Here is a 14334-nt window from a genome sequence, read left to right as displayed (position 1 = left end):
CACCATGCCAGTGTTACATAACCGCATCTCTAATGACGCGCTGAAAGCCAAAATGCTCGCCGAGAACGAACCGCGTACTACTATTTCGTTCTATAAATATTTCACCATTGCCGATCCACAAACCACGCGTGATGCACTGTACAAATTATTTACTGCGCTGAATGTGTTTGGCCGGGTTTACCTGGCGCATGAAGGGATCAATGCACAAATTAGCGTTCCCGAGAGTCATGTTGATAAGTTTCGCCAACAGTTGTATTCCTTTGATCCGGCATTAAATAATCTGCGTCTTAATATTGCACTGGATGATGATGGGAAATCATTTTGGGTGCTGCGCATGAAAGTGCGTGAGCGCATTGTGGCCGATGGCATTACAGATCCAGATTTTGATGCCAGTAATGTGGGTAATTATCTTCAGGCGGCCCAGGTCAATGCTATGCTCGATGATCCTGATGCGCTGTTTATTGATATGCGTAACCACTATGAATATGAAGTAGGGCATTTCGAGAACGCGATGGAAATTCCGGCTGATACATTTCGCGAGCAGTTGCCGAAAGCTGTTGAAATGATGCAGGAGCATAAAGATAAGAAGATCGTCATGTATTGCACCGGAGGCATTCGTTGTGAAAAAGCCAGTGCCTGGATGAAACATAACGGTTTTGAAAAAGTCTGGCACATTGAAGGCGGTATTATTGAATACGCGCGTAAAGCGCGTGAACAGGGTTTGCCAGTGCGCTTTATTGGTAAAAACTTTGTTTTTGATGAACGTATGGGTGAGCGTATTTCTGAGGATGTCATCGCACATTGCCATCAATGTGGCACGCCTTGCGACAGCCATACTAATTGCAAAAATGATGGTTGCCATTTGTTGTTTATACAGTGTCCGGTATGTGCGGAGAAATTTAATGGTTGTTGCAGTGAACTTTGTTGTACAGAAAGCGCCTTGCCGCCGGAAGAACAACGTCGTCTTCGGGCGGGGCGCGAGAATGGGAACAAAATTTTTAATAAATCCCGTGGGCGACTAAACACGCAACAAGGTATTCCTGAACTAAAAATTTAAGGAAAAAAGATGGCGAGATAACACCCTCGCCATTCAGGAGAAACGCACGTTATTTCTGCTGTACACCTTCGACAGAAATGATCAAGTCGACTTCTTGCGATGCAGGGCCGAGATCGGTGGTGATGTTAAAGTCTTTCAGCTTAATTTTACCTTCCGCTTCAAAGCCTGCACGCTTGCCACCCCACGGATCATCACCCTGACCGATCAGTTTTGCTTCCAGAGTAACCGGTTTGGTAACACCGTTGAGGGTCAGATTACCGGTAATATCTAACTCATCACCATCTTTCTTCACGCTGGTGGAGGTAAATGTTGCTTGTGGATATTTGGCAACATTAAGAAAATCGGCGCTACGCAGGTGCTTATCGCGCTCGGCATGGTTGGTATCAACACTTGTGGTGTTAATGGTGACATTAACTTTATCCGCCGAAGGATTCTTTTCATCGAAGGTGAACGTACCATCAAAATCTTTAAAAGTACCGTATAGCCAGCTGTAGCCCAGATGTTGAATACGGAAATTGACGAAGGCATGCTGGCCTTCTTTATCGATTTTGTAATCTGCCGCGAGTGCAGATCCGGTAGAAAACAGTAAAGAAGCGAAGGTTAAGCCAACCAGACTTTTTTTCATTTTTGAACTCCATAGTCAGATGACGCTTGCCCCAACATACGTTTCAGGGTGACGTCTTTATCGATGAAATGATGCTTTAAGGCCATAAGCCCATGTAGAAGAGAAAGAATGACCACACTCCAGGCCAGCCAGAGATGCAGCGTGCCCGCAATATCTGCCTGGGCACCGGCGTCGGCTAGCGTCGCTGGGATATCGAACCAGCCAAAGACGCTGATTGGTTTACCGTCAGCGGTGGAAATTAAATATCCACTTATCACGATGGCCAGCAACAAGGCATATAACGCGAAATGCCCCAGTGCGGCACCCAGACGAATTAAGGGAGAATAACTGGTTAATGTGGCCGGAGGCGGAGAAATGACACGCCAGACGAGGCGAATAACCAGCCCCATCATCAGCATGACACCAATGCTTTTATGTATTTCTGGTGCTTTGTGATACCAGCCATCGTAATAACTCAAGGTGACCATCCAAAGACCCAGCGCAAACATGCCATAAACCACAATGGCGGTTAGCCAGTGCAGACCAGCAGAAATAACTCCATAGCGTTGGGGCGTATTCGAAAATTGCATAAGCACATCCGTAACTTATTCGTGAGTGCATGAAAATGGCGCGTGTGAAGCAAGATTGCAATCAATAAATTACAAAACTAATAATATTTATTATTACTTCAAAAAAATTGATTGAGTTTGAATGTAATGCTCAGAAGATTAGAGTGAAAGGGAGGCGTTATCCCTAAAACAAGACAGGTTTAAGAAATAACTCGTTCAAATTTTCCCGATAAAAAACAGAGAAAATTCAATATTTGTCAATTTATGTCAATCCTGGTAGTCCAAAAAGGGATAAGTAATGATGGTGGAATTAAACGCGATAATTTTGGGTTAAATAGCTTCCTGCCCGAAGTATGAAATCTTTTTGCAAGCGGTCTCAATACAGAGACCGCTTCGGATATTATTTAAAGCGGGATAATTTAAAAGGTGTTAAATCAAATGCAGCAGGTTTACCCTGGGCAAAATCGGCCGCTATTTCACCCAACACGGAGGCAAACTTAAAGCCATGACCACTTAAACCCGTGATGACCAGGGTGTTATCATGACCGGGTAGGGTATCGATAATGAAATCTTCATCCGGTGAATTATCATAAGTACAACTTGCCCCGTACAGGCAACATCCAATTCCGGGTAAAACAGAACGAAGAAACGGGAAGGCTTCAGAACCGTCACTTGCCACTTCAGCAAAGGGAAGACGCTCAGCAGCATTGCTGATTGACTGCCCACCATTGTGTTTCCCGATTTTTAAAGCGTCGTTCTCAGCAGGGAAGCCGTAGTATTGGTCACCATTCGGCAGCTCTCCGGTAAATGCCGGAAATTTATTTTTAATACTGTAACGCCCATCAGCCTGATACCAGGCAAACACTTTACGTACTGGCTGAACAGGAAGCTCTGGCAATAGACTTTTCACCCATGTACCGGCACTAATCAGCACCTTTCTTGCACTGTATTCACCATCTTCAGTTACCACGGTAACGCCATCGCCCTCATGGCGAATTGCGCTAACCGGACAGTTGAAGAGCTGAGCACAGCCAGCTTCTTTTGCCAGACGAATCCATGTCTCAATCGCCAGTTCGCTTCGCAAAAAACCAGATTCGCTTTCAAACAGCCCGATATAGTTTTCAGGTACACGAATTTCAGGCCAGCGTGACGTAATGGCCGTTGCATCAAGGCGTTCAACAGGAAGTTGCCATTGCTCAGCACTATGAGCGACATTCGCTAAAAATTCAGAGTTTTCAGGCCCAAGATTGATAACCCCGGAACGGACAAAAACAGGTTCTTCATTATGGGTGGAAAGCTCATCCCACAGTTGCTGAGCACGTAATACTAATGGCACATATTTTTCACCTTCGCCGTAAGCGTGACGAATGAGCCGGGTATCACCGTGGTGGCTTCCTTGCTGATGGGGAGGCATATGGGCATCGATCATCAGAACGTTTAGACCGGCGCGAGTGGCATAATATCCGGCTGCCGCGCCTACGGAGCCGCTGCCAATGATGATTAAGTCGTATTTCATTTTTTTCTCTCTGCTATCGCCATAGACGCAGGGTAAATAAGTGCGCCGGGATATACAACCTGCAAAAAAGAAAAGGCACCTGAACGGTGCCTTTGATAGTGGTTGGTCATCAAAGATTAATGACGTAAATACTCATTAACCTCGTAATCGCCAGATTCAATTTTGGCGATTCCTGCTTCAAGTATCGAAATAAATTGTCTGGCAACATCGGTGGTTAACCAGAGCGTCTGACCAACTTCAGTCCCATCCGGTTCGGGTTTGTCTGGGGTCTGGTAGTGCAAACGCAACATCAGTGCATCATAACTATCTACGGTGCTGATGTCCCATCCAACAAGCGGATGAGTCTGAATGACTTCATTATTTTTTTCCATCATAGCCCCCTAATTCGTGTTACAAGACAACGTTATTCGAGGTTCAATGCGTTTTTATCTGAAGCAACTTCAGTATATCAATAAATAAGGTCATTCACCTGTATTTTAAAGGGTGAGAGTATAAATTTCTTGTTTTTAAGAATTATGTGAACATTATTCCAGCATGTCATTCATATTTTTTTAGCATGTTGAACAATTATTTTGAGGAAAGTTTAAAAATCAAACAATGAAACGATAACATTAAAAATAAAAAAAGCCGGGGCGACCCGGCAAAAGTTTTACTGCATATTATTCATTTAGAAACCAATCATCAGCGCTTTCCCACGTTTCTTGCAGGATTGTGCTAATGCGTGATTTGTCTTCTTTGGTAGCACCAATAACCGATAAATTATTGGCGACGGCGTAGCGCACACTAACCTTACTGTCGATATCAGGATATGCATACTGAATACGACGTGAGAGTTCACTTGCCAGGGCGTCAATAGCCCCGGCGGGTAATGGAGAAGTTTTAGCAATGGTGACTTCAATTCGCATAATAGCCCCCTGTTGAATATACTGGTTATTTATACAGGTAAAATAATCCAATGACAACAGGGAGCTACATTTTTATTTCTTCACTGACCAGTGGATCGTTTCGCCAGCTAAAAAAGGAATCAACGAATCATCATTTAAGGCGATATTGTCTGGCACCTGACTTTCTCGCCGCTCCAGTTCGATAAAGGAGTCGTTAACAGGCAACCCGTAAAACTTCGGTCCGTTCAATGAACAGAATGCTTCAAGATGTTGAAGGGCGTTCATCTCTTCAAAAACGGTGGCGTAGCTGCCAAGCGCGGTGGGGGCGTTGAAACATCCGGCGCAACCACAACTGGCTTCTTTGCGATGACGTGCGTGTGGGGCGGAGTCCGTGCCAAGGAAAACACGCTCAAAACCGCTGGCAACCAGTTCACGAAGTGCCTGCTGATGCACATTGCGTTTCAGGATTGGTAAGCAATAGAGATGTGGGCGAATACCACCAACCAACATATGGTTGCGGTTAAACATCAAATGCTGCGGTGTGATCGTTGCCGCTAACTGATCGTTGCCTTCGCGCACATAGTCAGCCGCGTCTTTGGTCGTGATATGTTCAAAAACGACTTTCAGGCCGGGTAGCTGCTTGCGTAATGGTTCCATTACGGTGTCGATAAATCGCGCTTCGCGATCAAAAATATCGATATCCGCATGGGTGACTTCTCCATGTACCAGTAACGGCATACCGATTTTTTCCATACGCTCCAGGACAGGCATGATAGCCGCTGTTGAGGTGACGCCGTGGCTGGAATTGGTGGTGGCGTTAGCCGGGTAGAGTTTTGCCGCGGTGAAAACGCCTTGCTGGAATCCGCGCTCCAGTTCGTCAGGGTCCAGCGAATCTGTCAGGTAACAGGTCATCAGCGGGGTAAAGTTGTGCCCGGCAGGAACAGCAGCAAGAATTCGTTGGCGGTAGGCAATGGCCGCATCAACTGTTGTAACAGGCGGTGCGAGGTTTGGCATGACAATCGCGCGAGCGTAAATCTCGCTGGAATAAGGGACGACTGTTTTTAACATATCGCCATCGCGAAGGTGGAGGTGCCAGTCATCTGGGCGGCGGATCTTTAATACCTGGGATGGTGCAGTCATTACTTATTAGCTCCGGCTGTGGGAATGTTTTTGCCGGGCACAAAGGATAAGCGGAAACGTTTTCGTTTGCACGAAAAATAAAGGGCGCCATGCGCCCTCATGGGTTAATCAGTGAACGGGATAATGATTTCCCCTGGTTTGACTTCGATACCTTTCGCCAGCTTTTTCGCCAGCGCCTCACCTTTGCTACTGTCTTCGCGCAATACATACGCCGGATGAGAATTAAAATAATTACGCAAGGCCTGATTCAGGTAAGGCGTCAGCGTCTGCAATATCGCTTGCATTTTCTCTGGCGTTACCGAGGCGTCAACAATCTCCATCTCCTGTAGATAAATGGCGCCTTTATCTTTATCAAACACAGGCAACGCTTTAAGTTTCAATTTCATCGTTGCTTTCTGACTGCCAAAAAGGGAGTTCATGTCGAGATCGGCATCACCGGTCAAAGTCACCTTGTTTGGCTCTTCACGACCGATCTGACTGGCCAGGTTTTTCAGTACAATATGGGCATCAGCAACACCGGGTAAACCAATATCTTTTGAGAAATTATTGCGCTTTTGCAGCGACTGATTAATTTCCTGCTCGGTAATCGTGTATTGCGTAAGTTGATCACAACCAACTAACAGTCCGCTCACCAGCAGTGCAGCGGCAAAAAGAATCTTTTTCATCGGGGTTCCTCAACCTGGTGTCTTTAACATCCTGACGCGATGCAGCATGGGGCACCGGGGAAATACATTCCAGCAGAAAAAACTTAAACCACAGTGTTTCAAACTGCGGTGCGCATCTTACCATGTAACGCTCGTCACGTAGGATTAAGATCGGGCGTCAGGTCCTAACATTCTGCTGGCCGTATGTTTGTGGCTAAACTGCCATCCCAGCCCCAGAAAGGTGATAATGCCGATAATGCCCAACATCATCCATGGTAATTCCGGCTGTTGCAGTGCTTTCCCCATATCAAACAGCCAGCCACCACCGATATATCCCACGGCGCCGCCAATGGCTAATCCAAGACGGCTAAAACCCATATAACTTCCGCGCGCTCTGGCGTCAGCCAGCGAAGCACTGAGTGTTTCCCTGGCAGGTTCCGCAATAATCGATCCAATATAGAAGATACAGATCAACGTAAATAAATGCGGAAGAGAACCGACAAGCCCAACAGGGAGCATACTGAGTGACATCACCAGTAAGCCAGCCATTAAGCGGTGCTCCAGACGAAAACGTTTTTCACTCCAACGGGCGATAGGGTAGAGCAATGTTAGCGAGAGACACGCTTCGATAGCGTACATCCATTTTACGGCTGACGGTGTTCCGGCAATATCGTTAACCATAATCGGTAGCATCAGCATCACCTGGACAGCCAGCATATAGTAGCCAGCCAGTGTCAGCACATAGGTTACAAAACGTTTATCGCCCATAACCCGGCTCATTCCTTCGCGTACAGGTGCACGAACCGTAGATAATTTCCATGCTGGTAGCAGCCAGGCATTAAATGCAGCGCACATAACGAACAAAATTGCGCCTGTAGCGCAAACCAGACGAAAATCGTACTGCAATAACCAGCTTCCCAGCAAAGCCCCAATGACTGCGTCAGCACTGTCTTGCATCATTAATAGCGAAAAGAAGCGCCCGCGCTGTTCAGGACGGATAAGTTTAACCACCAGGGCAGAACGAGGAGGATCAAACAAAGTGCCACCAAGGCCAGAAAGAAAACAGGAAAACCACAGTAACCATGGTTCATGGGCAATACCCATAGTGGCAAATCCGGCAGCACGCAAAAGCATACCGGTTACTATCATCGGCTTGGCACCAAAGCGATCAGCGATTGCACCGCCAAAAATGCCCAGCCCTTGCTGGATAAACTGACGCAAGCCGAGAGCAATACCGACCATAACGGCAGCCCAGCCCATCTGATCAACGAAGCGAATGGAGATTAGCGGAAAGACAACAAAGAAGCCCAGCACCACCAGCATATTATCAACAAGAAGGAAATATTTACCCAGGTTCCTCGCCTGCGATACGCACGCCATTTCCCCTCCCGGGAAATCCAAAGTTGAGCAATTTCTATTCTGCTGTGCTGTTGTTATTTTTCCTACTATCAATGGGATGATATTTTTTTATCAAAAAGTCATGGTTAATCGAGAGTTTTTATCAAAATATGTGAATATTAATAGAAAAGATATTTTTCCCGATAACACCGCAAGAATGGGGCGGTTATAGTAGCGAGCATTAGTCTATTGAAAATGTTACGAGAAGGAGTGGTTAACATGTTTGGCTATCGTAGCAACGTCCCCAAAGTGCGGTTAGTGACTGATCGCATGGTGGTGCGTTTAGTGCATGACCGCGATGCGTGGCGACTGGCGGATTACTACGCTGAAAACCGTCAATTCTTAAAACCCTGGGAACCGATTCGCGATGAAAGCCATTGCTATCCATCTGGTTGGCACGCCAGACTCAGCATGATTGAGGAGTTCCATAAACAAGGCTCTGCTTACTATTTCGCGCTTCTTGATCCAGACGAAAAAGAGATTTTCGGCGTTGCCAACTTTTCCAATGTGGTACGTGGATCATTTCATGCCTGCTATCTGGGATACTCGCTGGCCCAAAAATGCCAGGGCCAGGGGCTAATGTTTGAAGCTCTGACAGCGGCTATTCGTTATATGCAACGGACTCAACATATGCATCGCATCATGGCGAATTATATGCCGCATAATAAACGCAGTGGTGATCTACTGGCGCGACTGGGCTTTGAAAAAGAAGGCTATGCCAAAAATTATTTGCAGATTGATGGTGTCTGGCGGGATCACGTGTTAACCGCATTGACAACACCTGAATGGACACCGGGGCGTTAGGAGAAAATATGAAATATGAACTGACTGCGCGGGAAGCGCGCGTTATCGGCTGCCTGCTGGAAAAACAGGTGACTACACCTGAGCAATACCCACTGTCGCTGAATGGCGTGGTGACCGCCTGCAACCAAAAAACGAACCGTGAACCAGTGATGAATTTATCCGAGCAAGAGGTGCAAACTGAGCTGGATAATCTGGTGAAACGCCACTTTCTGCGTACCGTAAGCGGTTTTGGTAACCGAGTTACGAAATATGAGCAGCGCTTTTGTAACTCAGAATTTGGTGATTTAAAACTGAGTCCGGCAGAAGTGGCCTTAATCACCACCTTATTGTTACGGGGAGCGCAAACGCCAGGTGAACTACGTAGCCGTGCAGCAAGAATGTACGAATTCAGTGATATGTCTGAAGTTGACAGTACACTGGAAAAGCTGGCGCAGCGCGAAGATGGTCCGTTTGTTGTTCGACTGGCGCGCGAGCCAGGCAAGCGGGAAAGCCGCTATATGCATCTGTTTTGTGGTGAAGTCGATGATACCGCGAGTTTTGCCGAAGAGACACCACCAGTAGCGGGCGAACTTCAGGCGCGGGTCGAAGCACTGGAAAACGAAGTCGCAGAACTGAAACAACGTCTGGATTCTCTATTGGCCCACCTGGGAGATTAACGTGAAAAAATTACGCATTGGTGTCGTCGGTCTGGGCAATATTGCACAAAAAGCCTGGTTACCGGTGCTGAGTGCTGCGCAAGACTGGAGTATACAAGGTGCATGGTCTCCTTCGCGCGAAAAGGCCTTACGTGTGTGCGAAACCTGGCGCATCCCCTGTGTGGATTCGTTATCACGACTGGCTGCAGACTGCGATGCTGTTTTTGTCCATACCAGTACTGCCAGCCATTTCGACGTCGTCAGTGCGTTACTTAATGCGGGGGTTCATGTTTGTGTCGATAAGCCTCTTGCCGAAAATCTGCGTGATGCCGAGCGGCTGGTGGAGTTAGCGGCACGTAACCGACTGACGTTAATGGTCGGGTTTAATCGCCGCTTCTCGCCGTTATACCGTGAATTAAAAACACAACTTTCTGCTGCGGCTTCTGTACGGATGGATAAGCATCGCCTTGATAGTGTCGGGCCACATGATTTGCGCTTTACATTGCTGGATGACTATCTGCATGTCATTGATACCATCCTTTGGCTGGCAGAAAAGGAAACTCAGATTGATGGCGGTCAACTGATTACCAATGATGCGGGTGAAATGCTTTACGCCGAACACCATTTCTCCTCAGGCCATTTGCAACTGACCACCAGTATGCATCGTCGTGCAGGAAGTCAGCGCGAGTATGTTCAGGCGGTGACTGACGGAGCGCTAATTGATGTCACAGACATGCGTGAGTGGCGTGAGGAGCGAGGACAGGGGGTGATTCACAAACCTGTTCCTGGCTGGCAGAGCACTCTGGAGCAGCGAGGATTTGTCGGTTGCGCCCATCATTTTATTGAATGCGTGAAAAATCAGACAGTTCCGCAAACTTCCGGGGAGCAGGCACTGCTGGCGCAGCGTGTCGTGGAGAAGATCTGGCGCGATGCGATGAGTGAATAAACCCTGTAACATCTGGCGGTAGCAATTCACCATAATCCAGGTAGACTATTCGCCTCTTTCAGCGCCTGCCTTGCAGGCGTTTTGCCTCAGGGTCTGGATTAGAACACCGATGAACTTATTAAAATCGCTGGCAGCTGTCAGCTCGATGACCATGTTTTCACGTGTGCTTGGCTTCGCACGTGACGCTATTGTCGCCAGAATCTTTGGCGCAGGGATGGCAACCGACGCCTTTTTTGTCGCATTCAAACTTCCTAACTTGCTGCGGCGTATTTTTGCGGAAGGCGCATTCTCCCAGGCGTTTGTGCCAATTCTGGCGGAATATAAAAGCAAGCAGGGGGAAGATGCCTCGCGCGTCTTTGTTTCTTATATCTCTGGCTTGTTGACGTTAGCGCTGGCAGTCGTCACTGTCGCCGGGATGCTCGCTGCGCCGTGGGTTATCCTCGCAACGTCTCCTGGTTGGTATCATACCGATCCAGGCAAATTTGCGCTGACCGTGCAGCTTTTACGCATCACATTCCCTTATATTTTGCTGATCTCACTGGCATCGCTGGTGGGGGCGATTTTGAATACCTGGAACCGTTTCTCGATTCCGGCGTTTGCTCCAACACTGCTTAATATCAGCATGATTGGCTTTGCACTGTTTGCCGCGCCATATTTTAACCCGCCTGTGCTGGCGCTGGCATGGGCCGTAACGGTGGGCGGTATTTTGCAACTGGTTTACCAACTGCCACATCTGAAAAAAATCGGCATGTTGGTACTTCCGCGCATTAATTTCCGTGATGCGGGAGCTTTACGCGTGGTCAAACAGATGGGGCCTGCGATTCTTGGCGTGTCTGTCAGTCAAATCTCACTGATCATTAACACCATTTTCGCTTCGTTTTTGGCATCCGGTTCTGTGTCCTGGATGTATTACGCTGACCGCTTAATGGAGTTTCCTTCCGGTGTGCTGGGTGTAGCACTTGGCACTATTTTGTTGCCATCACTGTCAAAAAGTTTTGCCAGCGGCAATCATGAAGAATACAACCGCTTAATGGACTGGGGCTTGCGCCTCTGTTTTCTGTTGGCACTGCCAAGTGCGGTTGCTCTGGGGATTTTATCTGGCCCGTTGACAGTATCACTGTTCCAGTACGGAAAATTTACGGCATTTGATGCATTAATGACCCAACGGGCATTAATCGCTTATTCCGTAGGCCTGATTGGTCTGATTGTCGTTAAAGTGCTGGCGCCAGGGTTTTATTCCCGCCAGGACATTAAAACGCCAGTAAAAATCGCCATTGTTACGCTTATCCTGACGCAATTGATGAACCTGGCATTTATCGGCCCGTTGAAACATGCCGGGCTATCGCTCTCCATTGGCCTTGCTGCCTGTTTGAATGCGTCCTTGCTGTACTGGCAATTACGTAAGCAAAAAATCTTTACCCCACAACCAGGCTGGATGGCGTTTCTGGCGCGATTGGTTGTTGCTGTGGTGGTGATGGCGGCAGTATTGCTGGGTATGCTGCATATTATGCCTGACTGGTCGCTGGGTACGATGCCCTGGCGTTTACTGCGTTTGATGGCTGTAGTGGTTGCCGGTATCGCCGGGTATTTTGCGGCCCTGGCGGTGTTGGGCTTTAGAGTTAAAGAGTTCGCTCGTCGCACAGTATAAAAAAATGGAGTTGCCCTCGGGCAACTCCATTCACTGCTTAAACTGAGAATTTTTTGCCGCCGCGATGGGGCGACGATGCCTGGCCATTTGCACCATAGAGTGTCGGTTCCTGATAAGGCTTCAACACCTCCAGCGCCTGTTGATTGCGCACAATCTGATCTTCCAGCAACCAGCCATTATGTTGATTGAGTTCGCGCAGTTGCCGGGTTTTTTCCGTAATAACCTGCCAGCGTTGTGCGTGATCGTCATTGGCACTCTGTTGCGTTAACTGCTCTCGACGTCTTTGCTGTTCAAGATAATCGAGCGTTGCAAGAAGCGAGCTTTTTTCTTCAGTGATCCGCTGCAGCAGGCTGCCGTTGATATGCCCCATGCAAAGCTGCTGCTGTTCATTATCCATGACGACTTCCAGTTCATTGAGAACGGTGGTCATTTGATCAAGTATTTCGGCCAGGCGCGACATACAATTAATTACTCTGTAAATAGCTCTGAGTTTCGCGGATCAGCGCATCAGCAATCTTCCCGGTATCCATCTTTAATTCACCATTGCGAATGGCTGCTTTTAACGCCTCAACGCGTTCGCTATTGATATCGCTGGTGCTGGGTTGCATTAACTCTTTCTGCGCGCTGCTTAGATTTACGCTGGTGCTATTCGTGGTCGTGGACTTTTCCGCACGTGTTTTGGCTACTGCTGGATCAGTTGTTTCTCGCGGTTGTACATTGCTAACCGGATTTAAAGGGGAAGTGCGATCAATACTCATATTCTTTCCTCATTGAGGTTGCAGGCTGTGGCGTTCAGCTATCGTATTTATTGCTTATCTATCGGCATCGATGATGAAATCTTTAACGCATTACAGGTTTATAAGAATATTCCCATCAGCGCCCACAATGCCGCTAACCACTTGCCCTGACAACATTCTTACTCTGGCCGTTTGTGCCACAGCTGCATTGTTTAGCGCTTGTCCTTCGGCATTTACATTAAAGCCGTCGCCTTGCGCTATTACTTGTACGCGCTGGCCTGCTTTAATGCGCCATGCCTGACGCAACATATTTAGTTGAACGGGCTGTCCTGGGGCAATATCACGCAGACTAATTGCATCTTGCACTTGTGCAACTTCCAGAACAGTACGGGGAGGAAGTTGATCAAGACGGCCTCGTTTCAACGTCACATTACTGGCATTCACCACTCCGCCACGTGTAATAGGTGCAGCGGCAACAACATAATTCCCACTGGCCTGAACATTGACTTGCAGGTAGTACCGGATATTACCGCATTGAGCTAATACATTGATATTCCCCCACAACCGGGAATTATTACTCATGCTCAATGCTGGATTATCACACTTGGGTTGTCTTTCTGGAGGAGTGCGAAGCGTAACAACCACATTATCACTTAAGCCGGCTAGGCGCGCCGCAAACCAGTTATTCAACTGCAAGTTGAGATCCTGAGCATGACAGTAAGTGCTTAGCAATAGCACTATCGCCGCCACAGGCGGACAAAACCTTCGCATACTCTCCTCCCACCAGAATTCTGATGAAGAAAGTTTACTCGCCTGCTGCATTCATCAACGCCACAAATAGCGACCCATTTTGTGTTTATTCCGCCGATGACGTATGCCGGCGAGGATTTAAGCTGTCCACTGAAATTTGTCCTTTGCGGGGGAGATATGCTCGATAGACTCGATGCCGCTTTACGTTTTCAACAAGAAGCACTGAATCTACGCGCGCAGCGCCAGGAAGTGCTGGCGGCGAATATTGCCAATGCCGACACACCAGGTTATCAGGCGCGTGACCTCGATTTTGCCAGTGAATTAAAAAAAATCATGGTTCGTGGTCGTAATGAAGCGCAAGGCGTTTCTTTAACGCTGACATCGACGCAGCACATTCCCGCTCAGGCGTTGACTGCACCTGGTGCTGAGTTGCTCTACCGCGTTCCCGACCAACCTTCTCTGGATGGCAATACCGTCGATATGGATCGTGAGCGTACCCAGTTTGCCGATAACAGCCTGAGATACCAGATGGGATTGACCGTTCTGGGTGGGCAAATCAAAAGCATGATGAACGTATTACAGAGCGGAAATTAACGTATGGCACTGCTGAATATTTTTGATATCGCCGGTTCGGCATTAACGGCACAGTCGCAGCGTCTTAACGTAGCAGCAAGTAACCTGGCGAATGCAGACAGCGTGACAGGGCCAGACGGTCAACCTTATCGTGCAAAACACGTGGTTTTCCAGGTTGATAATGCGCCTGGAGCGGCAACCGGTGGGGTAAAAGTTGCGGGTGTTGTCGAAAGTCAGGCACCGGATAAGTTGGTTTATGAGCCGGGTAATCCCCTGGCAGACGCTAACGGATACGTGAAGATGCCTAATGTTGATGTGGTGGGGGAAATGGTCAACACCATGTCAGCTTCACGCAGCTACCAGGCCAACGTTGAAGTGCTGAATACCGTGAAAAGTATGATGCTGAAAACTTTGACGCTGGGTCAATAA

18 protein-coding genes are annotated in these 14334 nt (G+C 47.9%); 7 read left to right on the top strand and 11 right to left on the bottom strand.

From position 1 onward, the window contains the following. The first annotated feature begins 4 nt into the window (after positions 1-4). Complete coding sequence (gene trhO / locus EFER_RS09405) at positions 5-1057, top strand: oxygen-dependent tRNA uridine(34) hydroxylase TrhO (RefSeq protein WP_001144610.1); 1053 nt, start codon at positions 5-7, stop codon at positions 1055-1057. 49 nt (positions 1058-1106) lie between these two features. Here trhO and EFER_RS09400 read toward each other — a convergent pair whose 3' ends face one another. From EFER_RS09400 to mdtH, 8 genes are all read right to left on the bottom strand, one after another. Continuing rightward, positions 1107-1682: a YceI family protein gene (locus tag EFER_RS09400; RefSeq protein ID WP_000749400.1), complete on the bottom strand. Its 576-nt coding sequence runs from the start codon at positions 1680-1682 to the stop codon at positions 1107-1109. Continuing rightward, positions 1679-2251 (bottom strand): cytochrome b, encoded by a 573-nt coding sequence (locus EFER_RS09395; RefSeq protein ID WP_002432253.1) that lies wholly within the window; start codon positions 2249-2251, stop codon positions 1679-1681. The genes EFER_RS09400 and EFER_RS09395 overlap by 4 nt, the downstream gene beginning before the upstream one ends. A gap of 379 nt (positions 2252-2630) precedes the next feature. After that, entirely contained in the window at positions 2631-3746 is a 1116-nt protein-coding gene (solA, locus tag EFER_RS09390) for an N-methyl-L-tryptophan oxidase (protein ID WP_000872783.1), read from the bottom strand. Between the two features lie 116 nt (positions 3747-3862). Then, complete coding sequence (bssS, locus tag EFER_RS09385) at positions 3863-4117, bottom strand: biofilm formation regulator BssS (RefSeq protein ID WP_000414430.1); 255 nt, start codon at positions 4115-4117, stop codon at positions 3863-3865. Positions 4118-4405: 288 nt separating this feature from the next. Next, positions 4406-4651: a DNA damage-inducible protein I gene (gene dinI, locus EFER_RS09380; protein ID WP_001217766.1), complete on the bottom strand. Its 246-nt coding sequence runs from the start codon at positions 4649-4651 to the stop codon at positions 4406-4408. A gap of 72 nt (positions 4652-4723) precedes the next feature. Continuing rightward, positions 4724-5770 carry a dihydroorotase gene (pyrC, locus tag EFER_RS09375; protein ID WP_000126522.1) on the bottom strand — a complete coding sequence of 349 codons (1047 nt, stop codon included), beginning with the start codon at positions 5768-5770 and terminating at the stop codon, positions 4724-4726. Between the two features lie 104 nt (positions 5771-5874). Next, entirely contained in the window at positions 5875-6435 is a 561-nt protein-coding gene (locus EFER_RS09370) for a lipoprotein (protein ID WP_000721691.1), read from the bottom strand. 144 nt (positions 6436-6579) lie between these two features. Continuing rightward, the gene (gene mdtH, locus EFER_RS09365; RefSeq protein WP_000752519.1) at positions 6580-7794 is read right to left on the bottom strand and encodes a multidrug efflux MFS transporter MdtH; all 1215 of its coding nucleotides are present in this window, start codon (positions 7792-7794) and stop codon (positions 6580-6582) included. 237 nt (positions 7795-8031) lie between these two features. Here mdtH and rimJ point away from each other — a divergent pair, with 237 nt between their 5' ends. The 4 genes from rimJ to murJ all read left to right on the top strand — a co-directional run bounded on the left by rimJ (position 8032) and on the right by murJ (position 11845). Continuing rightward, positions 8032-8616, top strand: coding sequence for a ribosomal protein S5-alanine N-acetyltransferase (rimJ, locus tag EFER_RS09360; RefSeq protein ID WP_000468211.1), 585 nt, complete (start codon positions 8032-8034; stop codon positions 8614-8616). A gap of 8 nt (positions 8617-8624) precedes the next feature. Continuing rightward, a complete protein-coding gene (locus EFER_RS09355; RefSeq protein WP_000873036.1) occupies positions 8625-9272 on the top strand; it encodes a YceH family protein in 648 nt (215 codons plus the stop codon). A 1-nt stretch (position 9273) separates the two neighbouring features. Then, positions 9274-10197, top strand: a complete 924-nt coding sequence (locus EFER_RS09350; RefSeq protein ID WP_000736175.1) for a Gfo/Idh/MocA family protein — start codon at positions 9274-9276, stop codon at positions 10195-10197. A gap of 109 nt (positions 10198-10306) precedes the next feature. Next, positions 10307-11845 (top strand): murein biosynthesis integral membrane protein MurJ, encoded by a 1539-nt coding sequence (murJ, locus tag EFER_RS09345; protein ID WP_001050658.1) that lies wholly within the window; start codon positions 10307-10309, stop codon positions 11843-11845. A gap of 37 nt (positions 11846-11882) precedes the next feature. Here the strand turns inward: murJ and flgN are convergent, their stop codons facing one another. From flgN to flgA, 3 genes are all read right to left on the bottom strand, one after another. Further along, positions 11883-12305, bottom strand: coding sequence for a flagella biosynthesis chaperone FlgN (flgN, locus tag EFER_RS09340; protein WP_000088553.1), 423 nt, complete (start codon positions 12303-12305; stop codon positions 11883-11885). 4 nt (positions 12306-12309) lie between these two features. Further along, positions 12310-12603, bottom strand: coding sequence for a flagellar biosynthesis anti-sigma factor FlgM (gene flgM, locus EFER_RS09335; RefSeq protein ID WP_000020896.1), 294 nt, complete (start codon positions 12601-12603; stop codon positions 12310-12312). A 90-nt stretch (positions 12604-12693) separates the two neighbouring features. Continuing rightward, entirely contained in the window at positions 12694-13353 is a 660-nt protein-coding gene (flgA, locus tag EFER_RS09330; RefSeq protein WP_024256463.1) for a flagellar basal body P-ring formation chaperone FlgA, read from the bottom strand. Between the two features lie 156 nt (positions 13354-13509). Between flgA and flgB the strand changes: the two genes are divergently transcribed. After that, entirely contained in the window at positions 13510-13926 is a 417-nt protein-coding gene (gene flgB, locus EFER_RS09325; protein WP_000887047.1) for a flagellar basal body rod protein FlgB, read from the top strand. A 3-nt stretch (positions 13927-13929) separates the two neighbouring features. Next, entirely contained in the window at positions 13930-14334 is a 405-nt protein-coding gene (flgC, locus tag EFER_RS09320) for a flagellar basal body rod protein FlgC (protein ID WP_001196455.1), read from the top strand.

Origin of the sequence: Escherichia fergusonii ATCC 35469 (assembly GCF_000026225.1) — a bacterium.
Classification (GTDB): domain Bacteria; phylum Pseudomonadota; class Gammaproteobacteria; order Enterobacterales; family Enterobacteriaceae; genus Escherichia; species Escherichia fergusonii.
The sequence above is the reverse complement of the archived record's forward strand: the minus strand, read 5'-3'. Positions and strand labels throughout refer to the sequence as shown.